This window comes from Streptomyces sp. NPDC054975 (genome assembly GCF_053609105.1).
Genome location: NZ_JBSGWV010000044.1, coordinates 26,587 through 50,692, shown reverse-complemented (window position 1 = coordinate 50,692; position 24,106 = coordinate 26,587). Strand labels below are relative to the sequence as shown.

The following is a 24,106-nucleotide window of genomic DNA, read 5'->3' as shown; positions in this document are numbered from 1 at the left end:
GGAGGCACCCCGCCTCCCCGGCGCCGGAGCCGTTCTGTCGTCCAGGGACTGCCGGGGCCTCGACGCTGACCTGCGTCGATGCGGCGGCCCAACCGGTGGTCCTGTCACGGCTGTTGACAAAGCAGTGACCTGATAGAAACCTGACACCCCGACGGTGCAAAAGATTAACGAAAAAGCTCAATAAGTCTGTAGCTCGCCGTCATTCATTGTCAGAGTTCCGCTGGGTTCCTGGCGAGAGGCACTGTTTCGGCGCGGCCGCCGGGGCCCAGCAGGCGGAGAGGCCCATATGAGAGGCAAAATCCTGAGCTGGCGGTTGACGGTCGGCATGCTGATAGCCGCACTGGTCGCCGTCGGTCTCCTGCCGGTCCACGCCCACGCGGCAGCAGCCGCCGGGCTAAACCTGGCCCTCGGCGCAGCGGCCACGGCCGGCGGCGCCCACGGCGCGTACCCCGCCGGCAACGTCACCGACGGAAGCCAGCAGTCCTACTGGGAGGGCCCGGCCGGGTCGTTCCCCCAGTGGGTGCAGGTCGACCTCGGCGCCGGAACACGCGTCGACAGCGTCGTCCTGAAACTCCCCACCACCTGGGAGGCCCGCTCACAGACCCTCGCCGTGCTCGGCAGCACCGACGGCAGCGCGTTCACCACCCTCGCGGCCGCCCAGCCCCGCGCGTTCGGCCCCTCCCAGGCGAACACCGTGACGATCGGCCTCACCTCCGTCACCACCCGATACCTCCGGATCCAGGTGACGTCGAACTCCGGCTGGAACGCCGCCCAGCTCTCCGAGCTGGAGGTCTACGGCGACGGCGGCCCGGTCGACCCGCCGCCGCAGGGGACCAACCTGGCGCGCAACAAGCCGATCGAGGCGACCTCGACCACACAGACGTACGTCGCCGCCCACGCCAACGACGACAGCACCACCACCTACTGGGAGTCCGCCGGCTTCCCCGCCAGCCTGACGGTGAAGCTCGGCGCCGACGCCGACGTGTCGGCGGTGGTCGTCAAGCTCAACCCCGACCAGGCCTGGGGCCCCAGGACCCAGTCGATCGAGGTACTCGGACGTGAGCAGGGAGCCTCCGGCTTCACCTCGCTCAAGGCCCGGGCCGCCTACGCCTTCAGCCCCTCCTCCGGCCAGAACACCGTCACCATCCCCGTCACCGGCCGGTACGCGGACCTGCGCCTGACCTTCTCCTCCAACACCGGCGCCCCCGGCGGCCAGGTCGCGGAGTTCCAGGTCGTGGGCACGGCCGCGCCCAACCCCGACCTCACCGTCACCGACCTGAGCTGGACCCCGTCCTCCCCCTCCGAGACGGACTCCGTGACGGTCGCCGCGACGGTGCGCAACGCCGGTACGGCCGCCGCGCCCGCCACCACCGTCCAGGTCAGCCTGGAGGGCGCCGTGGCGGGTTCCGCCCCGGTCGGCGCGCTCGCCGCTGGCGCCTCGACGACCGTCCCGGTCACCGTCGGCAAGCGCGCCGTGGGCTCGTACACCGTCTCGGCCGTTGTCGACCCGACCGACACCGTCGCGGAGCAGGACAACACCAACAACAGCCGTACGGCGGCGACGAAACTCCTCGTCGGCCAGAGCCCCGGCCCCGACCTGCGGGTCACGGGGATCACCACCAACCCGGCAAGCCCCGCCGTCGGCTCCTCGGTCACCTTCACCGTCGCGGTCGACAACCGTGGCACCACAGGGGCCCCGGCCGGCACCGTCACCCGGCTGACAGCCGGATCCACCACCCTGAACGGCACCACGGGCGCCATCGCCGCCGGTCGGACGGCGACCGTCGCGATCTCCGGCACCTGGACCGCCACCAGCGGCGGAGCCACGCTCACCGCGACCGCCGACGCCACCGGGACCGTCGCCGAGACCGACGAGAACAACAACGTCTTCACCCGCTCCCTCGTCGTCGGACGCGGCGCGGCCGTGCCGTACACCGAGTACGAGGCGGAGGACGCCCGCTACGAGGGCACCCTGCTCACCGCCGACCAGAATCGGACCTTCGGCCACACCAACTTCGCCACCGAGTCCTCAGGCCGGAAGTCGGTGCGCCTCAACTCCCAGGGCCAGTACGTCGAGTTCACCTCGACCAACCCCTCCAACTCGATCGTGGTGCGCAACTCCGTCCCCGACTCCACCGCCGGTGGCGGGGCCGAGGCCACGATCAGCCTGTACGCGGACGGCGTCTTCGTCCGCAAGCTGCCCCTGTCCTCCAAGCACAGCTGGCTCTACGGCACCACCGACGACCCCGAGGGCCTCACCAACCGCCCGGGCGGTGACGCGCGACGGCTCTTCGACGAGTCCCACGCGCTGCTGACGCACACGTACCCCGTGGGCACCAAGTTCCGGCTCCAGCGCGACGCGGGCGACTCGGCGGCCTTCTACGTCATCGACCTGATCGACCTGGAGCAGGTCGCGCCCCCGGCCGCCAAGCCGGCGAACTGCGCCTCGATCACCGAGTACGGCGCCGTCCCCAACGACGGCATCGACGACACCGACGCCCTCCAGCGGGCCGTGACCGCCGACCAGAACGGCCAGATCCCCTGCGTCTGGATCCCCGCCGGACAGTGGCGCCAGGAGCAGAAGATCCTGACCGACGACCCGCTCAACCGCGGCCAGTTCAACCAGGTCGGCATCCGCGACGTCACGATCCGCGGCGCGGGCATGTGGCACTCCCAGCTCTACACGCTGACCCCGCCGCACCAGGCGGGCGGCATCAACCACCCGCACGAGGGCAACTTCGGCTTCGACATCGACCACAACACGCAGATCTCCGACATCGCCATCTTCGGCTCGGGCCAGATCCGCGGCGGTGACGGCAACGCCGAGGGCGGAGTCGGCCTCAACGGGCGCTTCGGCAAGGGCACCAAGATCAGCAACGTCTGGATCGAACACGCCAACGTCGGCGTGTGGGCGGGCCGCGACTACTCCAACATCCCCGAGCTCTGGGGCCCCGGCGACGGCCTGGAGTTCACCGGTATGCGGATCCGCAACACGTACGCCGACGGCATCAACTTCGCCAACGGCACCCGTAACTCCACCGTCTTCGACTCGTCGTTCCGCAACACCGGTGACGACGCGCTGGCCGTCTGGGCCAGCAAGTACGTCAAGGACACCTCGGTGGACATCGGATCCAACAACCACTTCCGCAACAACACCATCCAACTTCCCTGGCGCGCCAACGGCATCGCGGTCTACGGCGGCTTCGGGAACACCATCGAGAACAACATCATCTCGGACACGATGAACTACCCGGGCATCATGTTGGCGACCGACCACGACCCCCTGCCCTTCTCCGGGCAGACGCTGATCGCCAACAACGCCCTGCACCGCACCGGCGGCGCGTTCTGGAACGAGGACCAGGAGTTCGGCGCCATCACGCTCTTCGCGCAGGGGCAGCCCATCCCGGGCGTCACCATCCGGGACTCCGAGATCCTCGACTCGACGTACGACGGCATCCAGTTCAAGACGGGTGGCGGCGAGATGCCGGACGTGAAGATCACCAACGTCCGGATCGACAAGTCCAACAACGGCTCCGGCGTCCTCGCGATGAGCGGGGCGCGCGGCAGCGCGACGCTGACGAACGTGACCATCACCAACTCCGCCGAGGGTGACGTCCTCATCGAGCCCGGCTCGCAGTTCGTCGTCAACCGGAACTGACCCACACCGCCACACCCCCATGCGGCGGCCCCGTCCCGACGGGGCCGCCGCCACTGAGCCGTGCCTCGTCGCCGGTCGGGCGCGGGGCCGAGATCGAGGACTGAGAGGACAGATGAGCATCTCCGACTGGAGACCACGGTTCCTGAGCGCCGTGGTCGCGACCAGCCTCCTGGCACTGGGCGGTCCACTGATGACCGCACAGGCGGCGGGCGGACCCAACGTCGCCCTCGGCGACGCGGCGGCGGCCAGCAGCGCGGTGGCCGAGTACGGCGCCGGGAACATCACCGACGGCAACCAGGGCTCGTACTGGCAGAGCGCGGGCAGCGGCATGCCCCAATGGGTCCAGGCCGATCTCGGCAGCACGACGCGGGTGGACGAGGTGGTCCTGAAGCTGCCCGCAGGCTGGGAGAGCCGTCAACAGACGCTCTCCGTGCAAGGCAGCGCCGACGGCACGAGCTTCGCCACCCTCAAGAACTCCGCCACCTACACCTTCAGCCCCGGCGCGGCCAACACCGTCACGGTGACCTTCCCCGCCACCCAGACCCGGTTCGTCCGGATCGACATCACCGCCAACACCGGCTGGCAGGCCGCCCAGCTCTCCGAGCTGGAGGTGCACGCCGCCGACGGCTCCTCCGCCAATCTCGCGAGCGGCCGCACCCTCACCGCGAGCAGCCACACCCAGGTGTACGCGGCGGGCAACGCCAACGACGGCAACCGGGCCACGTACTGGGAGAGCGCCAACAACGCCCTCCCGCAGTGGATCCAGGCCGACCTCGGCTCCGCCGTCCGCGTCGACCGGGTCGTCCTGCGCCTGCCCTCCACCTGGGAGACCCGCAGCCAGACCCTGAAGATCCAGGGCAGCACCACCGGCACCGCCTTCACCGACCTGACCGCCTCCCAGGCCTACACCTTCGACGCGGCCGGCGGACATTCGGCGACCCTCACCTTCGACGCCACCACCACCCGGTACGTCCGCGTCCTGGTCACGGCGAACAGCGTCCAGCCCGCCGGGCAGCTCTCCGAGCTGGAGGTCTACGGCCCGCAGACGGGCGACACCCAGGCCCCGTCCGCGCCCGCGAACCTCGCCTTCACCCAGCCCGCCACCGACCAGATCAGGCTCACCTGGAACGCCGCCACCGACAACGTCGGAGTGACGGGCTACGACGTCTACGCCAACGGCTCCCTGCTCACCGGCGTCGGCGCGGGCGTCACCACCTTCACCGACACCCGGCCCGCGAACCAGACGGTCACCTACCTCGTCCGCGCAAGGGACGCGGCGGGCAACCAGTCGGCCGACAGCAACAGCGTGACGCGCACCGGCGACACCGGGGACACCCAGGCGCCGACCGCGCCCGCCGACCTGGCGCTCACCGAGCCTGCCGCCGGCCAGATCAAGCTGACCTGGAACGCCTCCTCGGACAACGTGGGCGTCACCGGTTACGACGTCTACGCCAACAACACCCTCCGGGGCAGCGTGGCCGGCAACGTCACCACGTACACCGACACCCAGCCGGCCTCCGCAACCGTCACGTACCACGTCCGCGCCAAGGACGCGGCGGGCAACCGGTCGGCGAACAGCAACGCCGTGACCCGCGACGGTACCGGCGGCACGGGCTCCAACCTGGCGGTCGGCAAGGAGATCGCCGCCTCCTCCACGGTGCACACCTACGCGGCCGCGAACGCCAACGACAACAACGTCGCGACGTACTGGGAGGGCGCCGGCGGCAGCTACCCGCAGACCCTCACCGTGAAGCTCGGCTCCAACGCCGACCTCGACCGGCTGGTCCTCAGGCTCAACCCGGACGCGGCCTGGGCCACCCGCGGCCAGACGATCGAGGTCCTCGGCCGCGAGCAGAGCGCGTCCGGCTTCGGCGGCCTCGTCGCGGCCAAGAGCTACACCTTCGATCCGGCGACCGGCAACACCGTCACGATCCCGCTCTCCGCCCGAGTCGCCGACGTCCAGCTGAAGTTCACCGCCAACTCCGGCTCCTCCGCGGGCCAGCTCGCCGAGTTCCAGGTCCTCGGCGTCCCGGCGCCCAACCCGGACCTGGAGGTCACCGGCCTGACCGCCTTGCCCGCCTCCCCGGTCGAGTCGGACCCGATCACGGTGAGCGCGACCGTCCGCAACAGCGGTCCGGCCGCCGCACCGGCGAGCGCCGTGGCGCTGCGGCTGGGCGGCACCAAGGTCGCCACCGCCCAGGTCGGCGCCCTGGCCGCCGGCGCCCAGACGACGGTCGGCGCCTCCATCGGCGCGCGGGACGCCGGTTCGTACCAGCTGAGCGCGGTCGTCGACGAGGCGAACGCGGTCACCGAGCAGAACGAGTCCAACAACACCTTCACCAGCACGACCTCCCTCGTCGTCAGGCCGGTCTCCAGCTCCGACCTGGTCACGGCCTCCGTCACGACGTCGCCGTCAAGCCCGGCGGCAGGTGACCCCGTCACCTTCAAGGTGGCCGTGAAGAACCAGGGCACGGTGGCGAGCGCCACGGGCAGCCACGGCGTCACGCTCACCCTGCTCGACTCCACCGGCGCCACCGTCAGAACACTGACCGGGGCGCACACCGGAGCCCTCGCGGCCGGAGCCACCGCCGAGGTGAGCCTCGGTCCCTGGACCGCCGCCAACGGCTCGTACACCGTGAAGGTCGTCCTCGCCGACGACGCCAACGAGCTCCCGGTCAAGCGGGCCAACAACACCTCCACCCAACCGCTCTTCGTCGGCCGCGGCGCCAACATGCCGTACGACATGTACGAGGCGGAGGACGGCACCGCCGGGGGAGGGGCGCAGGTCGTCGGCCCGAACCGGACCGTCGGCGACATCGCGGGCGAGGCCTCGGGCCGCAAGGCGGTGCACCTGGACGCGACGGGCGAGTACGTCGAGTTCACCACCCGCGCCGACACGAACACCCTGGTGGCCCGCGTCTCGCTGCCCGACGCCCCGGGCGGCGGCGGCATCGACTCCACGATCAACGTCTACGTCGACGGGGTGTTCAAGAAGGCGCTCCCGGTGACGTCGAAGTACGCCTGGCTGTACGGCGCCGAGACCGCGCCCGGCAACTCCCCGGGGGCCGGCGCACCGCGTCACATCTACGACGAGGCGCACATGATGCTCGGCGAGACCGTGCGGGCGGGCAGCAGGATCCGGCTGCAGAAGGACGCGGCGAACAGCCGGCCGTACGCCGTCGACTTCATCAACCTGGAGCAGGTCGCGCCGGTCGCCAACCCGGACCCGGCGACGTACACCGTCCCCGCGGGCTTCGGCCACCAGGACGTCCAGAACGCGCTCGACAAGGTACGGATGGACACCACGGGCACCCTCGTCGGCGTCTATCTCCCGCCGGGCGACTACCAGACGTCGAGCAAGTTCCAGGTGTACGGCAAGCCCGTGAAGGTCGTCGGCGCCGGGCCCTGGTACACGAAGTTCCACGCGCCCTCCACGCAGGACAACACCGACGTCGGCTTCCGGGCCGAGGCGGCGGCGAAGGGCTCGCTCTTCAAGGGCTTCGCCTACTTCGGCAACTACACCTCGCGGATCGACGGCCCGGGCAAGGTGTTCGACTTCGCGGGTGTGACCGACATCGTGATCGACGACATCTGGAACGAGCACATGGTGTGCCTGTACTGGGGCGCCAACACCGACCGGATCACCATCAAGAACTCCCGGATCCGGAACATGTTCGCCGACGGCATCAACATGACCAACGGGTCGACGGACAACCTCGTGACCAACAACGACGCGAGGGCCACCGGTGACGACAGCTTCGCGCTCTTCTCCGCGATCGACGCGGGCGGCGCGGACATGAAGAACAACGTCTACGAGAACCTCACGTCGACGCTGACCTGGCGGGCCGCGGGTGTCGCCGTCTACGGCGGCTACCACAACACCTTCCGCAACATCCACATCGCCGACACGCTCGTCTACTCCGGGATCACCATCTCGTCGCTCGACTTCGGCTACCCGATGAACGGCTTCGGCACCGATCCCACGACCTTCGAGAACATCTCGATCGTCCGGGCCGGCGGGCACTTCTGGGGCTCGCAGACCTTCCCGGGCATCTGGGTGTTCTCCGCGTCCAAGGTCTTCCAAGGAATCAGGGTCAACCATGTCGACATCGTGGACCCGACGTACAGCGGCGTGATGTTCCAGACGAACTACGTCGGCGGACAGCCGCAGTTCCCCATCAAGGACACCGTCTTCACCGACATCTCCATCACCGGCGCGCGTAAGAGCGGGGACGCGTACGACGCCAAGTCGGGCTTCGGCCTGTGGGCCAACGAGATGCCCGAGTCCGGACAGGGGCCGGCCGTGGGGGAGGTGACCTTCAACGGCCTGCAACTGAGCAACAACGCGGTGGACATTCGTAACACCACGTCCACCTTCAAGATCAACATCAACCCTTAGCAGGCACGGGGTACGGCGGGCGTGAGGCCCGGCGAGGTCGGCGCAGGCGGCTTGCGGCTGCTTGCGTCGACCTTGCATGCGTAGAGGCCGATGAGTCCGCCTGGAGCCCGATTCTTCGGGCTCCTTCTCTATCCTGTCAGGCAATTACAAAATCAGCGCGATATCTTGCGTTCACTTGTTGATGGTGGTTGAGTGTGGCGCACCCCACAAACGCACCGGCGGTGGGGTGACCTCCACGTTCATGCCCGAAGGGGACCACCCATGAGAAGTGCCCGGTTCCGCCGTACGCGCCGCGCCAGCGCGGTCACCCTCGTCTCCGCGCTCACGCTGACCGCGCTCGCCGCCTGCGGCACGAGCAGCAGCAACAACAGCGCCGACGGCGGTTCCGGGGGCGGCGGTTCGTCCGACCCCGCCGCTCCGCTGGACCCGAAGACCAAGGTGACCCTCACCATCGACTGCATGCCCCCGACGGCGAAGGCGGCCGAGCTGAAGGAGTGGAAGGAGGACGTCGCCGCCTTCAACAAGACCTACCCCAACGTCACGATCGAGGGCCGCTCCACCGCCGGCCAGTGCCTCGAACCGCCCCGCTTCACCGCGATGCTCAAGGCCAAGTCGCAACCGGACGTCTTCTACACGTACTTCACCGACCTGCCGCAGGTCCTCGACAACGACGGCGCCGCCGACATCACCGCGTACGTCAACGACAAGACCGTCCCGCTCCTGAAGGACATCGACCCGAACGTCCTCGGCTCCCTCAAGCAGGACGGCAAGCTGTACGGCCTGCCCACCAGCAACTACACGATGGGCCTGCTCATCAACCGCAAGCTCTTCCAGCAGGCCGGCCTCGACCCCGACGCCCCGCCGCGCACCTGGGACGAGGTCCGCGCCGCCGCGAAGAAGATCGCCGGACTCGGCAACGGGATCGCGGGCTTCGGCGAGTACAGCGCGGGCAACACCGGCGGCTGGCACTTCACCGCGCAGATGTACAGCCTGGGCGGCGACGTCGTCGACGCGAGCGGCAAGAAGGCCGCCTTCAACAACGAGCTCGGCAAGCAGGTCGCGAAGAACCTCCACGCCATGCGCTGGGAGGACAACAGCATGGGCAAGACCCAGCTGCTCCAGTGGGGCGACCTGCAGAAGCAGATAGCCACCGACAAGCTCGGCATGTTCCTCGCCGCGCCCGACGACATCGCGTACATGGTCCAGCAACTCGGCGCGAAGTACGAGAACTTCGGCATGGGGCCGATCCCCGGCGAGAAGGCCACCCTGGCCGGCGGCAACAACTACATGATCAAGAAGGGGATCTCCTCCGACAAGATCAAGGCCGCCGTCGCCTGGCTGAACTTCAAGAACCTCACCGTCGGCAAGGGCCAGTTCGACTGGGCGCGCGCCAAGCAGGACGGCCTGCCCGTCGGCGTCCCGCAGCCCAACTTCTGGCTGAACGACGCCAAGACCAAGGACGACGCGGCCCGCGTGGAGCACGCCACCATGCCGGTCGCCAACTTCAAGACCTTCATGGACAACCCGGTCGCGGGCAAGGCGGAGCCGCCCAAGGCCCAGGAGGTCTACAAGGTCCTCGACACCGTGATGTCCGGCATCCTCACCAACAAGGACGCCGACATCGACAAGCTGCTCGCCACCGCCGAGTCGCAGGTCAACCAGGTCCTCGCCACCGGGTGACCGGATCCCGGGCAGGGGCGGACCGTACCGCCGCCCCGCCCGGGCCGCCGCACACCCCGACAACCCCGGCAGACCAGCATCAAGGAGCGACGATGTCGGCCCCCAGCCTGACCCCGAGCAAGGCGGGCTCGCCCCGCCCCTCCCCGCCGTACGAGGCGGACCACGCACCCCCCGGCGGGCGGTTCGCGAAGAGCCTGCGGCGCAACCTCACCGCCCACGGCTTCCTCGTCGGCGCGGTCCTCTGCTTCGCGGTCTTCTCCTGGTACCCGATGGTCAGGGAGTTCTTCCTCGCCTTCCAGCAGACCGAGGGCGGCCGGACCACGTGGGTCGGTCTCGACAACCTCGTCACCGTCTTCAACGACCCGGCGTTCTGGCAGGCGTGGCGCAACACGCTTCTGTTCACCGTCCTCGCGCTGGTCCTCGGCTTCGCCGTCCCGTTCGTCGTCGCCCTCGTCATCAACGAGTTCCACCACGGACAGGGCTACCTCCGGCTGCTCGTCTACCTGCCCGTGATGCTGCCGCCGGTCGCCTCCGTCCTGCTCTTCAAGTACCTGTACGACCCCGGCTACGGCCTCCTCAACGAGCTGTTCACCTCGATCGGACTGCCCGAGCAGCAGTGGCTCCAGGACCCCGACCTGTCGATGCTCTCCGTCGTCATCGCCTCGACCTGGATGAACATGGGCGGCGCGGCCCTCATCTACCTCGCCGCGCTCCAGTCCATCCCCGGCGAGCTGTACGAGGCGGCCGAGCTGGACGGCGCCGGTCTGCTCCGCAAGATCTGGCACGTCACCATCCCGCAGACACGCCTCATCCTCTCGCTGATGCTGCTCATGCAGATCATCGCGACCATGCAGGTCTTCGTCGAACCCTTCCTGCTCACGGGCGGCGCCGGCCCGGAGGGCTCCACCACGACCGTCGTCCACCTCATCTACCAGTACGCCTTCAACTTCAACAACTACGGTGCCGCGGCCGCGCTCGGCCTGCTCCTGCTCGTACTCCTGGCCGGATTCTCGGCCGCGTACGTGAAGCTCAGCCGCGCCGAGGACGAGTAGGACCGGGGAGACCACCATGTCGACACGCACACTCATCTCGCCGGCGCAGCTCGCCCGCCCCCGCGGCAAGGTCCTCTACTGGACGGTCTTCGCGGTGGTCGTCGGCGGCTTCACCCTGGCGTTCCTCGGACCCCTGTACTGGCTGGTGACGAGCGGCTTCAAGGACGCCCAGGAGGTGATCCGGACGCCGCCGACCCTCGTGCCCGGATCGTTCGCGCCGGAGAACCACGCGCGGGCCTGGGAGGTCATGGACCTCGCGACCCTGCTCTTCAACACCCTCTACTACGCCTTCGGCGCGCTCGCCTTCCAGCTCGTCCTCGACGTGGCGGCCGCCTACTCGCTCTCCAAGCTGCGGCCCGTCCTCGGCAAGGCCATCCTCGGCCTGATGCTGGCGACCCTGATGATCCCGGCCACCGTCCTCGTCGTACCGCAGTACCTCACGGTCCTGGACGTGCCGGTCGTGGAGCGCAACCTGCTGAACACGCCCTGGGCGATCTGGCTCCCGTCCGTCACCAACGCCTTCAACATCTTCCTGCTGAAGCGGTTCTTCGACTCGATCCCCAGGGAGCTCCTCGACGCCGCCTCCATGGACGGGGCGTCCCCGACCCGGATCCTGTGGTCGATCGTGCTGCCCATCTCGCGGCCGATCCTGGGCGTGGTGTCGATCTTCGCCGTCGTGGGGGTCTGGAAGGACTTCCTCTGGCCGATGCTCACCCTCCCCGACCCCGCGAAGCAGACGCTCAACGTCGGTATCTACTCGCTCTCCAACGGCGTCCCCGTGAACGTGCTGATCGCCGCGCTCACCATCGCCTCCGTGCCGACTCTGCTCATCTTCCTGTTCTTCCAGCGCAACATCATGAGCGGTCTCACCGCCGGCGGACTCAAGGGCTGACCGCGCCCGCCTCACCTCCGCCCCCAAGACCTTCGCCGCCGGCCCGTCCACACGCCCCGCAGCAACCGGGCCGGCGGCGAAGAACTCCGACCTGCCCGAAAGGACCGTCACGTGGCAGCCCCTCACGCGCACCGCACCGACGACTGGTGGCGCGACGCCGTCATCTACCAGGTGTACCCACGCAGCTTCGCCGACGGCGACGGCGACGGCACCGGGGACCTCGCGGGCGTCCGGGCGAGACTGCCCTACCTCGCCGAACTGGGCGTCGACGCCGTCTGGTTCACCCCCTGGTACCTCTCCCCGCTGGTGGACGGCGGGTACGACGTCGCCGACTACCGCACCATCGACCCCGCCTTCGGCACCCTCGCCGAGGCCGAGAAACTGATCGCCGAAGCCGGCGAACTCGGCATCCGCGTGATCGTCGACATCGTCCCCAACCACGTCTCCGACCAGCACGCCTGGTTCCGCGCGGCCCTGGCGGCCGGCCCCGGCAGCCCCGAGCGGGAGCTGTTCCACTTCCGGCCCGGCCGGGGCGAGAAGGGCGAACTCCCGCCCAACAACTGGCCCTCGCAGTTCTCCGGACGCACCTGGACCCGCGTCGAGGACGGCGAGTGGTACCTCCACCTCTTCACCCCCGAGCAGCCGGACCTCAACTGGGCCCACCCGGCGGTCCGCCGCGAACACGAGGACATCCTGCGCTTCTGGTTCGAACGTGGAGTTGCAGGCGTACGGATCGACTCCGCAGCGCTGCTCGCCAAGGACCCGGCGCTCGCCGACTTCGTCGAGGGCGTCGACCCCCACCCGTACATCGACCAGGACGAGCTCCACGACATCTACCGGTCCTGGCGCGCCATCGCCGACACCTACCAGGGCGTCTTCGTCGGCGAGGTGTGGCTGCCGGACTCCGAGCGCTTCGCCCGTTACCTGCGCCCCGACGAGCTGCACACCGCCTTCAACTTCACCTTCCTCTCCTGCCCCTGGGAGGCGGACCGGCTGCGCCGCACCATCGACGACACCCTGGCCGAACACGCCCCGGTCGGCGCCCCCGCGACCTGGGTCCTCTGCAACCACGACGTCACCCGGACCGCCACCCGTTACGGCCGCGCGGACACCGGCTTCGACTTCGCGAAGAAGAGCTTCTGCATCCCCACCGACCTCGACCTCGGCACCCGGCGCGCCCGCGCCGCCGCACTGCTCACCCTCGCGCTGCCCGGATCGGTCTACGTGTACCAGGGCGAGGAACTCGGGCTGCCCGAGGCCGACATCCCGCTGAGCCGCATCCAGGACCCCATGCACGCGCGTTCCGAGGGCGTCGACCCCGGCCGTGACGGCTGCCGCGTCCCGCTGCCCTGGGCCGCCGATGCGCCCTGGTACGGCTTCGGTTCGGTGTCCGAGCCGTGGCTGCCCCAGCCCGGGGACTGGGCGCGCTTCGCGGTGGACCGCCAGGACGCCGACCCGGAGTCGATGCTCGCGCTGTACCGGACGGCCCTGGCACTGCGCCGGACCGAACCGGGCTTCGGCGACGGTCCGATGACCTGGCTGCCCGCCGAGGAAGGAGTGCTCGCGTTCGCCCGCACCCAGGGCCTTGTCTGCGTCGTCAACCTGGCGCCCACGCCGGCCGCTCTGCCACCGTACGAGCGGGCCCTTCTCACCAGCGGACCGCTCGACGCCGAGGGGCGGCTGCCCCAGGACACGGCGGTGTGGCTGCGCGTCTGACCCCTCGCACGGAAAAAGTTTCGGCGTTTCCTGTTATCCGGGCGATGCCCTGCGGTCTCCCAACTGCTGGGCATCGACAACAGGCGGGATGAGCAGAGTGAATCAGGGCATGGGCACGCAGCACGGAACGGATCTCGTGAGGGCGGCGCAGAGCGGGGACGCCTGGGCGCGGGACCAGCTCATCGCCGCCTACCTGCCCCTGGTGTACAACATCGTCGGCCGGGCCCTGAACGGCCACCACGACGTCGACGACGTCGTCCAGGAGACGATGCTGCGGGCGCTCGACGGTCTCGGAGGACTGCGCGCCCCGGACAGTTTCCGGTCCTGGCTCGTCGCCATCACCATGAACGGGATCCGCAGCCACTGGCACAGGCAGCAGACCGGCCTCCACACGGGCGCCCTCGACGAGGCCCGCCACCTCGCCCACCCCGGCGCGGACTTCGTGGATCTGACCGTGGTCAGGCTGCACCTCTCCGGGCAGCGGCGCGAGACCGCCGAGGCCACCCGCTGGATGGAGCCGGACGACAGCGCGCTGCTTTCCCTGTGGTGGCTGGAGTGCGCCGGTGAGCTGACCCGCTACGAGGTGGCGGCGGCCCTCGAACTGTCCCCGGAGCACACCGCGGTCCGGGTCCAGCGGATGAAGGCGCAGCTCGACACCGCCCGCGTCGTCGTCCGGGCGCTGGCGGAGAACCCGCCGTGCCCCACCCTCCGGTCGGAACTCGGCACCTGGGACGGCCGCCCCTCCGCCCTGTGGCGCAAGCGCATCGCCCGGCACGCCCGCGGCTGCGCCCACTGCGCCGGCCTGTGGAGCAACCTCGTCCCCGCGGAGGGCCTGCTGGCCGGACTCCTCCTGGTCCCGCCGTCGGCGCTGCTCTTCACCGCTGTGCGGGACGGAGCGGTGTACGGACTCACCGGGACGGGCATGGCGACGGCGACGTACCCGGCGCAGCAGTACGGCGCCGACACCGCCTACGGGGCGGGAGCGCCGTACGAGACGCAGGGGATGTACGAGACGCAGGGGATGTACGAGACGCCCGGGACGTACGAGACCTACGGCGTGTACGAGACGCCGGGGGCGTACGAGACCTACGGTGCGTACGAGATACCCGGGACGTACGGCATACCCGAGTCCGCACCGTACGGGACGGACGCGCCCCACGAGCCCTTCGAGCCGATGGCCGGGTACGAGCCGGAGGAACCGTCGTACGCACCGTACGAGCCCCTCACGTCCTACGAACAACCCCTCGCGCCGGACGAACCCCGGAGCACCGTCACCCCCGCCCCCGCGGGTGGCCGCGGTTCGCGCAGTGCCCGGCGGCGGCGGGAGCAGGAGCAGCGGCGTGGTCGTCGGAGGGCCGTCGTCGCCGCCGGTATGGCGGTCGTGGCGGTCACGGGCGGGGCGTTCTACCTGAACACCGCACCGGACGGGGACGGAGAGGCGCTGGATGCGAACCGCGCCGCGGCTCCCGGTCCGGACCTGCCCCTCGCGCAGGAGCCGACCGCTCTCCTGGAGGGCACCTCGCCGTCGGCGTCGGCATCGGCCGGTGCCACGGCGACCCCGTCCACCCGTCCGAGCAGCACCGCGAAGGCCACGCCGTCGAAGACGGCCGCCCCCCGTACCTCCTCGCCCGCGGCCAAGCCGAAGACGAAGCCGAGGCCCACCGAGACCTCGGGATCCGGATCCGGGTCCGGGTCCGGGTCGAACTCGGGCGCGCAGGGGGGATCCGGCGCGGACTCCTCCACCGCCGACCAGGTGATCAGTCTGGTCAACGCCGAGCGGGCCAAGGCCGGATGCGGCCCCCTGACGGCGAACGGGCAACTGACCAGGGCGGCACAGGCACACTCCGACGACATGGCCGCGCGGGACTACTTCGACCACACCAGCCCCGACGGCAAGGGCCCGGGCGAGCGCGTCACGGCCACCGGATATCCGTGGTCGACGTACGGCGAGAACATCGCCATGGGGCAGAGCAGCGCGGAGCAGGTGATGGAGGCCTGGATGAACAGCCCCGGCCACCGCGCGAACATCCTCAACTGCGCCTTCAAGGAGATCGGGATCGGCATCCACGACCAGGGCGGCCCCTACTGGACCCAGGTCTTCGGCGCCCGCTGACGGCGGGGCCCGAGCGGGCGGTGGGGGGCACCTACAGGGTGCCCCCGCCCCGCCCCGGCCTACGGCAGGATCGAATCCACGTACCCGCCGTCCACCCGCAGCGCCCCGCCCGTGGTCGCGGAGGCATGGTCGGAGGCGAGGTAGACGACCATGGCGGCGATCTCCTCCGGTTCGATCAGCCGCTGCAGCAACGACTGCGGACGGTGCTCCCGCATGAAGGCCCGCTGCGCCTCGTCCCACGGAAGCGAGCGGTCGACCAGCTCGTAGACGAAGTCCTCGACGCCGCCGGTGTGCGTGGGCCCCGCGATCACCGAGTTGACGGTGACTCCGGTGCCGGCGGCCCGCTTGGCGAAACCGCGCGTGACGGCGAGGAGCGCCGTCTTGGACATGCCGTAGTGGATCATCTCGGCGGGGGTCACCACCGCCGAGTCGCTGGCGATGTTCTGGATCCGCCCCCAGCCGCGCTCCATCATCCCCGGCAGGTACTGGCGGATCAGCCGCACGCCGGCGAGCACGTTCACGTCGAAGTAGCGGCGCCATTCCTCGTCGTCGATCTCCAGGGGCTCCGCGGACTCGAAGATGCCGAGGTTGTTGACGAGCACGTCCACCTCCGGCAGCACCTCGGCGGCCCGGAGCGCCCCCTCCTCTGTGGAGACGTCGGCGACGACGGGAACCAGGTCCGCGTCCGGCACCTCGTGCCGCATCCCCGCGACGGCCCGGTCCACCCGCTCCTCCGTCCGCCCGTTGACCCCACCCGCGCCCCGGCCCGGGCGAGCCCGCCGGCAATGGCGGCCCCGATGCCCTGGGTGGAGCCGGTGACCAGCGCGGTACGTCCCGTCAGATCGATACGCATGGAGGGGTCCCTTCCCCCTGCGCGCACCGCGCAACGTCGGCACCCCGCAGGACGTCCGGTCGGCCCTGCGAGGTGACTCCGTACGAGTGGGAACCACCTCGGGAAGGCCGCGATCCCCTTCGGGGCGCGCCACATCCGATACGACGGGGCCTCCGGCCGGAACCGGAAGAGGAGTGAGCGTTCATGGAGACGACGCACGCACGGACCGAGTCCACCGGGGAGCTGTGTCTGGTCACCGGACCCGGTGGCTACATCGGCGGCCGCCTCGTGCCCGAACTCCTCGACGCCGGATACGCGGTTCGCTGCCTCGCCCGCACCCCCGCCCATCTCCGCGACCATCCGTGGGCCGGTCGCGTCGAGGTGGTCCGCGGCGACGTCACCGACGCCGAAAGCCTGCGCCCCGCACTGCGCGGCGTCCAGGTCGCGTACTACCTGGTGCACTCGATGACCTCGGGGAGGGACTTCGAGGAGCAGGACCGCCGCGCCGCCCGCACCTTCGCCGCGGAAGCCCGGGCGGCCGGGATCCGCCGCATCGTGTACCTCGGGGGGCTCACCCCCGCCAACCTGCGCGACGAGGACCTCTCCCCGCACCTGCGTTCCCGCGCCGAGGTCGGCAGGATCCTGCTCGACTCCGGCGTGCCCACCACGGTGCTGCGCGCCGCCGTCGTGATCGGCTCCGGCTCGGCGTCGTTCGAGATGCTCCGCTACCTCACCGAGCGCCTCCCGGTCATGGTGACGCCGAGCTGGGTCGGCACCCGCGTCCAGCCCGTCGCCGTCCGGGACGTCCTGCGCTACCTCGTCGGCAGCGCCGGGATGCCCGAGGACGTCAACCGGACCTTCGACATCGGCGGCCCGGACATCCTGACGTACCGACAGATGATGGAGCGCTACGCCACGGTGGCACAGCTGCGCCGCAGACTGATCCTGCCCGTCCCCATGCTCACCCCGGGCCTCTCCAGCCAGTGGATCGGACTGGTCACGCCGGTCCCCGCCGCCCTGGCGCGGCCCCTCGCCGAGTCCCTGCGGTACGAGGTCGTGTGCACCGAGCACGACATCGTCCGCCATGTGCCCGACCCGCCCGGTTCGCCCGTGCCGTTCGACGAGGCCCTCGCTCTCGCCCTGCGGCGCGTCCGGGACGCCCAGGTCGTCACCCGGTGGTCGTCCGCCGCGGTGCCGGGAGCGCCGAGCGACCCGCTGCCCACGGACCCGGCCTGGGCGGGCGGCAGCCTCTACACCGACGAGAGGGAACGGGCCGTCGACGCCGGAACCCAGGAGCTGTGGCGGGTCGTCGAGGGGATCGGCGGGGAGAACGGCTGGTACTCCTTCCCGCTTGCCTGGGCCCTGCGCGGCTGGCTCGACCGCCTCGTCGGCGGAGTCGGACTGCGTCGAGGCCGCCGTGACGCGGCCCGTCTGCGGGTCGGCGACGCCCTGGACTTCTGGCGCGTGGAGGAGATCGAGCGGGGGAGCATGCTCAGGCTCCGGGCGGAGATGCGGCTGCCCGGGCTCGCCTGGCTGGAGATGCGCGTGGAGAGCGACGGGAACGGGCGCTCGCGGTACCACCAGCGGGCCCTGTTCCACCCCCGGGGACTGGCCGGGCACCTCTACTGGTGGAGCGTGGCGCCCTTCCACGCCGTCGTGTTCGGCGGCATGGCGCGCAGGATCGCCCGAGCCGCGGAGGAGTCCGCCGACGCGGGCGCCACTTCGAGCTGCGGCTGGTGGTCGTGACGCCACGGCGCCACCCTCTTGACCAGCATATTTACCGATCCCTCCAGAGGGTGGCGCCACTGGTGGCTCGCGATGGCGCCATAGGTGTGCCATGATGGCATCACGGGCGGAGCGCCCCTTGGTCTCGTGGCCTGGGTCGCGCTCCACGGGGCGGGTGTCCTTCAGGGGGTCGGGTCATGGCGGCAGTGCGAAGTGGGCGGCGGGAGGCACCCGGCGCCGTCAGCGCCTTCGCGCGCTTCGTGCTCTGCGGCGGCGGGGTGGGGATCGCGTCCAGCTTCGCCGTGGCGGCGCTCGCCTCCTGGGTTCCCTGGGTCCTGGCCAACGCCCTGATCACCGTGGTGTCCACCCTGCTCGCCACCGAACTGCACGCCCGCTTCACCTTCGGCGCGGGCGGGCGCGCGACATGGCGCCAGCACGGGCAGTCGGCCGGGTCCGCGGCGGCCGCGTACGCGGTGACCTGCGTGGCGATGGTCATGCTGCAGCAGGTCGTCGCGGCGCCCAGCGCGGTGCTCGAACAGGTCGTCTACCTGTCCGCCTCCGCCCTCGCCGGTGTCGCCCGGTTCGCCGTGCTGCGCCTCGTCGTCTTCGCACGGAACCGCTCGCAGTCCGCGGCCACCGCTTGTCCGGTGTCCGTGCCCGCGGCCGTGCCGACGAACGTCCCCTGTCGCCCGGCCCCGGGCGACCCCTCGGCGCTCTGCCGCGCGGCCTGACGACCTCGCCGCCGGCGGCGTCCGGGTCCGCGTACGATGCGCGCGAACGATCTTCGTACGCAGGAACGGAAGGGCGCCCGCGCCACCATGTCAGGCCCTCAGAACCATGCAACGCCCGCATCCTCCGCACCGCCGCGCCGCTGGTGGCAGACGGGCCGCGCTCGCGTCGGGGCGGTCGTCGCGGTACCCCTGCTCGGGCTGCTGAACGTCCGGCTGGGCGCCGTGATGCTGCTGTGTGCCCTGGTGCTGTTGTGGTGGCGCAGTCCCTGGCCCAAGGCCGGCCGGGTCGTGGCAACGATCGTGGCCATGGCGCTCTTCGGGACGGTCAACCCGGCACAGCCGGACACCGCTCCGGCGCGGGCGGCGGGCTCGGCGGACGCCAAGTCGACCACCCGACCGACTCTCTTTCCGCGCGCCGCGCGCACCACGCCCGAGGCGACGATGCCGGCGCTGCCCGACTTCACCGGCGACTCCCTGGACGTGGCCTTCCCCCGCTCACGGAAGAAGGGTTTCACGGTCGCTTACCACGACGCCTCGTCCGAGAAGCGGGAGGTGACGGCGCGTTCGCTGTGGAAGGTGTGCTTCCAGGAGGCGGGCGGGACCCCGCAGGAGCCGACGGTCGAATTCGGCGTCGTACGGCGGGCGGAACCGTGCCCCCGGACCGAGGGCGAGGCGGTGCCCTGGCCCGTGATGCCCGAGGTCGTGTGGATGACCTGGCGTACGGCCGTCCCGAAGGTGGTGGCGGCGGGCGTGCCCGAGAAGCGGCTGCACGCCGAGGCGGCGTACCTCAACGACACGCTGCCCGCCGAGGGCGAGTACGACGACTGGCGCGTCTGCGTGCAGGACCCGGCGGAGGGCGAACCGGTCACGGACGAGGACCTGTTGGTGACGCTGTCACTGTCCTCGCCCGACATCGGCTGCCCGGCGCCCGACCGGGGCAGGGACGCCTACCTGCCGGACCGGGACGGCGACGGGGACCCGGACCACCTCGACCCGTACCCGGGCGACCGCAACCGCACCCGGCTCTTCCCGGACGGGCGCCCGAGCGACCTGGGCGGCTCGGGCGGTTCCGGCGGGAGCGGTGGTTCCGGCGGCGGCATCTGCCGCCACACCCGCTGGTGCTGAGCCTCCCCGGTCGGCGCCGTGCTCTACACCTGCGGCGAGAAACACGCCAAGCTGGCCCGGCGTGTTCGAGCGGGAGGACGTTCAGGAAGTGGGGAGTGGCGGAGTGGGCGCGTTCGGCGAGTACCAGAACGAGATCTACCTCGACGGGCTGGGCGGGGTCATGCCCCGTTTTCCGATGACGTTCGAGGGGTGGGAGGAGCGGGCGCGCGCGGCGATGTCCCCGTCGGTGTGGTCGTACGTGGCCGGCGGGGCGGGGGACGAGCACACGCAGCGCGCGAACGTGGCCGCGTTCGCCCGCCACGGGCTGATCCCCCGGATGTTCGTGGGGGCCAAGGAGCGGGACCTGTCGGTGTCGATGTTCGGGTTGTCCCTGCCCTCGCCGCTGATGATGGCGCCGATAGGCGTGCTGGGCATGTGCGCGCAGGACGGGCACGGTGACCTCGCCGCCGCGCGCGCCGCCGCTGCCACCGGAGTGCCGATGATCGCCTCGACGCTGTCGGTGGACCCGCTGGAGGAGGTCGCCGCGGAGTTCGGCTCGACTCCTGGGTTCTTCCAGCTCTACACGCCCACGGACCGGGACCTGGCCGCGAGTCTCGTGGGGCGCGCCGAGAAGGCCGGGTTCCGTGGCATCGTCGTCACGCTCGACACCTGGGTGACCGGGTGGCGCCCGAGGGACCTGTCGACGAGCAACTTCCCCCAGCTGAGGGGTCACTGCCTGGCGAACTACACCAGCGACCCGGTCTTCCGCGCGGCCCTCGCCCAGCCCCCGGAGCAGAACGCGGGCGCGGCGGTGCTGCATTGGGCCGGCGTCTTCGGCAACCCGTTGACGTGGGACGACCTTCCCTGGCTGCGTTCACTGACCTCGCTCCCGCTGATGGTGAAGGGCCTCTGCCACCCCGAGGACGTACGCCGTGCCAAGGACGGGGGCGTGGACGGCATCTACTGCTCCAACCACGGCGGCCGACAGGCCAACGGCGGCCTCGCCGCACTCGACGCGCTGCCGGAGGTCGTCGAGGCGGCGGGCGGACTCCCCGTGATCTTCGACTCGGGAGTACGCAGCGGTACGGACGTCGTCAAGGCGCTCGCCCTCGGCGCGACCGCGGTGGCCGTGGGACGCCCGTACGCGTACGGCCTCGCCCTCGGAGGCCTCGACGGACTGGTCCACGTGCTGCGTTCCCTGCTCGCGGAGGCGGATCTGCTCATGGCGGTCGACGGGTACCCGACCCTCGCGGACCTGACTCCCGAGGCGCTGCGCCGCGTCGGGTGACGCTCCCTCAGGTTCCGCACATGCCCACGGGCGGGTGAATGCACCCGACCGGCCCCCACGGGGCCCGTCCGGCGAACTACCGTGCCGTTCATGAGCCCGGACGAGACGAACCCCGAGCACCAGTGGCCGCTTCCGCCTGCGTGGATGTGGGCCTGCGCGCGATGCGTCACCCTCTACCGGACGATGCGCCAGGTCGGCGAAGAGATCGCCGAACTGCGCCTGACCGGTGAGCGAGGCGTCGACTGGGACCCCTTCGACAGCACCCTCACGACCCAGATGGCCCTCGGCGAGCACCTCGCCGAAGACCACTCAGACCTCCTGCCCGACTGGGAGGACGACTGCGACACCTGCACCGACCACCAGAGCCGCATCGCCCGCGAGCAGGAACCCGACCACCGCCGAGCGACCGCGGTCCGCTTCGGCAACGAACACCTCGCCCGCCACATCTACGCACCCCCCAGCACGGTGGGTTTCCTGTAACCCGCCGCCCGCGCCCGGCCCTCGCGTCACCCGGCGTGCCCCTGCCTCGAGCGCGGGGGTGGCGGGTCGGTCAGGTGGTGGGGGGCTTCGGTTGGGAGGCTTGGGCCGCGGTGATGAGGAACAGGCCGCAGGCCGTGACGAGTAGCCAGCCGGGGCGGGACGCCTGGGCGAGGCCGGCGGGGGAGACGCCCGCGAGCAGCCCGCCCGCGATCGCGATGCCGACCGCCGCGCCGACCTGGCGGGCCGTGGACGTGATCGCCCCGGCCACCCCGGCGCGCGAGGGCGGCAGGCCGCCGACGGCCGTGTTGGTGAGCGGGGCGTTGGCGAAGCCGAAGCCGACGCCGATGAGCAGGTACGCCGTCAGGAGCGGCAGGAGGCCCGCGTCCTGGCCAAGGCCCACCATCCACAGGCCACCGGCGGCGGTGAACCCGCCCGCGACGAGAAGGGGACGCCGAGGTCCGATGCGCCCGACCAAGGTGCCGGACCACGGCGCGCACAGGGTGGCGCCCAGCGCCATGGGCAAGGTTGTCAGGCCGGCCGCCAACGGCGTCCATCCCCGGGCGTGCTGGAGCGAGAACGTGGTGAGCAGCAGGCTCACGTTCAGCGCCGCGAACACCGCCACGGCGCCCAGCACCGCCGTGGCGAAGGGCGGTCGCCGGAAGAGCGCGAGGTCCATCAGCGGGTCACGTCGGTGACGCTCGACCCGGACGAACCCGGCCGTCGCCAACACGACCACGGCGTAGAGGGTTATGGCCGAGGGGGAGGCCCAGCCGATACGGGGCCCTTCGATCAGGACGCCGACCGAGACGCACAGCACCAGGGCGAGCAGGACCTGGCCGGGCAGATCGAGCCGCCGGACGCGCTCTCCGCGCGACTCCGGCACGAACACCGCCACCAGGACGAGGGCGGTGACGATGACCGGCGCGTTGATCCAGAACACCGATCGCCAGCCGAACGCCGCGATGAGCGCCCCGCCGGTCAGAGGCCCCGCCGCCATGCTGAGCCCGAAGACCGCCGCCCAGACGCCGATCGCGCGGGCCCGCTCCTTCGCGTCGGGCATCGCGTTCACCACGATGGCGAGCGCCACCGGACTCAGCATCGAGGCCCCGACACCCTGAACGGCCCGTGCCACGACGAGGAGTTCGACGGAGGGGGCGAGCGCGCACGCGAGCGAGGCGGCACCGAAGACCACCAGCCCGTACTGGAAGACGCGACGCCGTCCGAAGCGGTCCGCGAGCGCTCCGGAGGCGATGAGGAGGCTGGCGAGGACCACGGTGTACGCGTCCACGACCCACTCCAGCCCGTGTGTGCCCACGTCCAGGCCGCGCCCGATCTCGGGAAGGCCGACGTTGACGATGGTGGTGTCCAGGCCGACGAGGAACATGCTCAGCGCGCAGACGGCCAGCACCGTCCACCGCCGGCGTGCCGTCAGCGCGGGTGCCGCAGCCGGGGCCGGGTGCGTGGGTCTCTGCTGGGGCGAGGTCGAGGACACGAGGCCGCCTTCCGTCCGGGATCGTTCGAGCGGATCCATGGTCGGAACAGGGCGCGGCGAGAGCCTAGTTGTTTTGCGGGGACAGCAAAAAGTTTCCCGGTCCGTACCGTCAGCCGCGGGGAGCGCGCGGGTCGAGGTGGAAGCCGAAGCCGAGGGTGCCGGGGTCGAGGGCCGTCGCGCCGCCGTCGACCGTCAGGACCGCTCCGTTGACGAACGAGGAGGCCGGGGAGAGCAGCCACGCGACGGCCTCCGCGACCTCGCGGGGCTCGCCCGGACGCCCGGCGGGCAGGACGCGGGTCACCTCCTCGTACGCCGCGTCCACACCGTCGAGCCCGGCCTCGTCGGCGAACCGGCTCATCCGGCGGTCCGCCATGTCCGTGCGCACCCAGCTCGGGCACACGGTGTTGGCGCGCAGCCCGGCGCCCCCGTAGTCCACCGCGAGCGAGCGGCAGAGCTGCAGGAGCGCGGCCTTGGAGGTCGCGTACGCCGCGTTGCCCACGCCGTTGCGCAGGGCGGAGACCGAGGCCACGGCGACCACCGCGCCCCGCGCGTCGAGCAGATGCGGGAGCGCGGCGCGCAGAAGGTGGAACGGGCCGGTGAGGTTCGTCCGCATCACCGCGTCCCAGTCGTCGAGCGTCACCTCGCCCACGCCACCGCCCCGCCCGATACCGGCGTTGAGGACGACCCCGTCGAGGCGACCGTGGGCGGTGACGGCCGCGTCGACGAGTGCGCGTACGGCGTCGGGGTCGCCGATGTCGGACGGGACGGCCAGCGCCCCGGTCTCCTCCGCGACCAGCCGCAGCGGCTCGGGGCGGCGCCCCGAGATCACCACGTGGTGGCCCGCCCCGCTCAGCAGCCGGGCCGTCGCCGCCCCGATGCCCGTTCCGCCGCCGGTCACGAGGTACACGCGCTGGTTCGCCATGGTCGTCGGGCCTCTGTCCGCT

General features: G+C 71.1%; 14 protein-coding genes and 1 pseudogene. 12 read left to right on the top strand and 3 right to left on the bottom strand.

Going from position 1 to position 24,106, the window contains the following annotated elements:
- Window positions 1-286: 286 nt before the first annotated feature.
- From ACWF79_RS28010 to ACWF79_RS27980, 7 genes are all read left to right on the top strand, one after another.
- Complete coding sequence (locus ACWF79_RS28010; protein WP_453730937.1) at window positions 287-3,658, top strand: CARDB domain-containing protein; 3,372 nt, start codon at window positions 287-289, stop codon at window positions 3,656-3,658.
- Between the two features lie 112 nt (window positions 3,659-3,770).
- Entirely contained in the window at window positions 3,771-8,057 is a 4,287-nt protein-coding gene (locus ACWF79_RS28005) for a discoidin domain-containing protein (protein WP_453730936.1), read from the top strand.
- 261 nt (window positions 8,058-8,318) lie between these two features.
- Window positions 8,319-9,737, top strand: a complete 1,419-nt coding sequence (locus ACWF79_RS28000) for an extracellular solute-binding protein (protein ID WP_453730935.1) — start codon at window positions 8,319-8,321, stop codon at window positions 9,735-9,737.
- Window positions 9,738-9,829: 92 nt separating this feature from the next.
- A complete protein-coding gene (locus ACWF79_RS27995; RefSeq protein ID WP_453730934.1) occupies window positions 9,830-10,789 on the top strand; it encodes a carbohydrate ABC transporter permease in 960 nt (319 codons plus the stop codon).
- A gap of 16 nt (window positions 10,790-10,805) precedes the next feature.
- Complete coding sequence (locus ACWF79_RS27990) at window positions 10,806-11,681, top strand: carbohydrate ABC transporter permease (protein ID WP_453730933.1); 876 nt, start codon at window positions 10,806-10,808, stop codon at window positions 11,679-11,681.
- Window positions 11,682-11,792: 111 nt separating this feature from the next.
- Window positions 11,793-13,397: a glycoside hydrolase family 13 protein gene (locus tag ACWF79_RS27985; RefSeq protein WP_453730932.1), complete on the top strand. Its 1,605-nt coding sequence runs from the start codon at window positions 11,793-11,795 to the stop codon at window positions 13,395-13,397.
- Window positions 13,398-13,506: 109 nt separating this feature from the next.
- Entirely contained in the window at window positions 13,507-15,510 is a 2,004-nt protein-coding gene (locus ACWF79_RS27980) for a sigma-70 family RNA polymerase sigma factor (RefSeq protein WP_453730939.1), read from the top strand.
- Between the two features lie 59 nt (window positions 15,511-15,569).
- On the opposite strand, the pseudogene ACWF79_RS27975 reads toward ACWF79_RS27980, so the two are convergent.
- Window positions 15,570-16,363: pseudogene (locus ACWF79_RS27975) on the bottom strand (SDR family NAD(P)-dependent oxidoreductase).
- A gap of 183 nt (window positions 16,364-16,546) precedes the next feature.
- Between ACWF79_RS27975 and ACWF79_RS27970 the strand changes: the two are divergent.
- From ACWF79_RS27970 to ACWF79_RS27950, 5 genes are all read left to right on the top strand, one after another.
- Complete coding sequence (locus ACWF79_RS27970) at window positions 16,547-18,088, top strand: SDR family oxidoreductase (protein WP_453730931.1); 1,542 nt, start codon at window positions 16,547-16,549, stop codon at window positions 18,086-18,088.
- A 176-nt stretch (window positions 18,089-18,264) separates the two neighbouring features.
- Window positions 18,265-18,798, top strand: a complete 534-nt coding sequence (locus ACWF79_RS27965) for a hypothetical protein (protein WP_453730930.1) — start codon at window positions 18,265-18,267, stop codon at window positions 18,796-18,798.
- 87 nt (window positions 18,799-18,885) lie between these two features.
- Window positions 18,886-19,923, top strand: a complete 1,038-nt coding sequence (locus tag ACWF79_RS27960; RefSeq protein WP_453730929.1) for a hypothetical protein — start codon at window positions 18,886-18,888, stop codon at window positions 19,921-19,923.
- A 160-nt stretch (window positions 19,924-20,083) separates the two neighbouring features.
- Window positions 20,084-21,190: an alpha-hydroxy-acid oxidizing protein gene (locus ACWF79_RS27955; RefSeq protein WP_453730938.1), complete on the top strand. Its 1,107-nt coding sequence runs from the start codon at window positions 20,084-20,086 to the stop codon at window positions 21,188-21,190.
- Window positions 21,191-21,280: 90 nt separating this feature from the next.
- On the top strand, window positions 21,281-21,670 hold the full coding sequence (locus tag ACWF79_RS27950) for a hypothetical protein (protein ID WP_453730928.1): 390 nt from the start codon (window positions 21,281-21,283) through the stop codon (window positions 21,668-21,670).
- A 70-nt stretch (window positions 21,671-21,740) separates the two neighbouring features.
- On the opposite strand, the gene ACWF79_RS27945 is transcribed toward ACWF79_RS27950, so the two are convergent.
- Complete coding sequence (locus tag ACWF79_RS27945; RefSeq protein ID WP_453730927.1) at window positions 21,741-23,162, bottom strand: MFS transporter; 1,422 nt, start codon at window positions 23,160-23,162, stop codon at window positions 21,741-21,743.
- A 109-nt stretch (window positions 23,163-23,271) separates the two neighbouring features.
- Window positions 23,272-24,084 carry an SDR family NAD(P)-dependent oxidoreductase gene (locus ACWF79_RS27940; RefSeq protein WP_453730926.1) on the bottom strand — a complete coding sequence of 271 codons (813 nt, stop codon included), beginning with the start codon at window positions 24,082-24,084 and terminating at the stop codon, window positions 23,272-23,274.
- Window positions 24,085-24,106 lie beyond the last annotated feature (22 nt).

What these genes read in the sequence shown, in the direction of transcription:
- ACWF79_RS28010 (WP_453730937.1), top strand. Translation starts at nt 287, where the DNA reads ATGAGAGGCAAAATCCTGAGCTGGCGGTTGACGGTCGGCATGCTGATA.
- ACWF79_RS28005 (WP_453730936.1), top strand. Translation starts at nt 3,771, where the DNA reads ATGAGCATCTCCGACTGGAGACCACGGTTCCTGAGCGCCGTGGTCGCG.
- ACWF79_RS28000 (WP_453730935.1), top strand. Translation starts at nt 8,319, where the DNA reads ATGAGAAGTGCCCGGTTCCGCCGTACGCGCCGCGCCAGCGCGGTCACC.
- ACWF79_RS27995 (WP_453730934.1), top strand. Translation starts at nt 9,830, where the DNA reads ATGTCGGCCCCCAGCCTGACCCCGAGCAAGGCGGGCTCGCCCCGCCCC.
- ACWF79_RS27990 (WP_453730933.1), top strand. Translation starts at nt 10,806, where the DNA reads ATGTCGACACGCACACTCATCTCGCCGGCGCAGCTCGCCCGCCCCCGC.
- ACWF79_RS27980 (WP_453730939.1), top strand. Translation starts at nt 13,507, where the DNA reads ATGGGCACGCAGCACGGAACGGATCTCGTGAGGGCGGCGCAGAGCGGG.
- ACWF79_RS27970 (WP_453730931.1), top strand. Translation starts at nt 16,547, where the DNA reads ATGGAGACGACGCACGCACGGACCGAGTCCACCGGGGAGCTGTGTCTG.
- ACWF79_RS27965 (WP_453730930.1), top strand. Translation starts at nt 18,265, where the DNA reads ATGGCGGCAGTGCGAAGTGGGCGGCGGGAGGCACCCGGCGCCGTCAGC.
- ACWF79_RS27960 (WP_453730929.1), top strand. Translation starts at nt 18,886, where the DNA reads ATGTCAGGCCCTCAGAACCATGCAACGCCCGCATCCTCCGCACCGCCG.
- ACWF79_RS27955 (WP_453730938.1), top strand. Translation starts at nt 20,084, where the DNA reads ATGCCCCGTTTTCCGATGACGTTCGAGGGGTGGGAGGAGCGGGCGCGC.
- ACWF79_RS27950 (WP_453730928.1), top strand. Translation starts at nt 21,281, where the DNA reads ATGAGCCCGGACGAGACGAACCCCGAGCACCAGTGGCCGCTTCCGCCT.
- ACWF79_RS27940 (WP_453730926.1), bottom strand. Translation starts at nt 24,084, where the DNA reads ATGGCGAACCAGCGCGTGTACCTCGTGACCGGCGGCGGAACGGGCATC.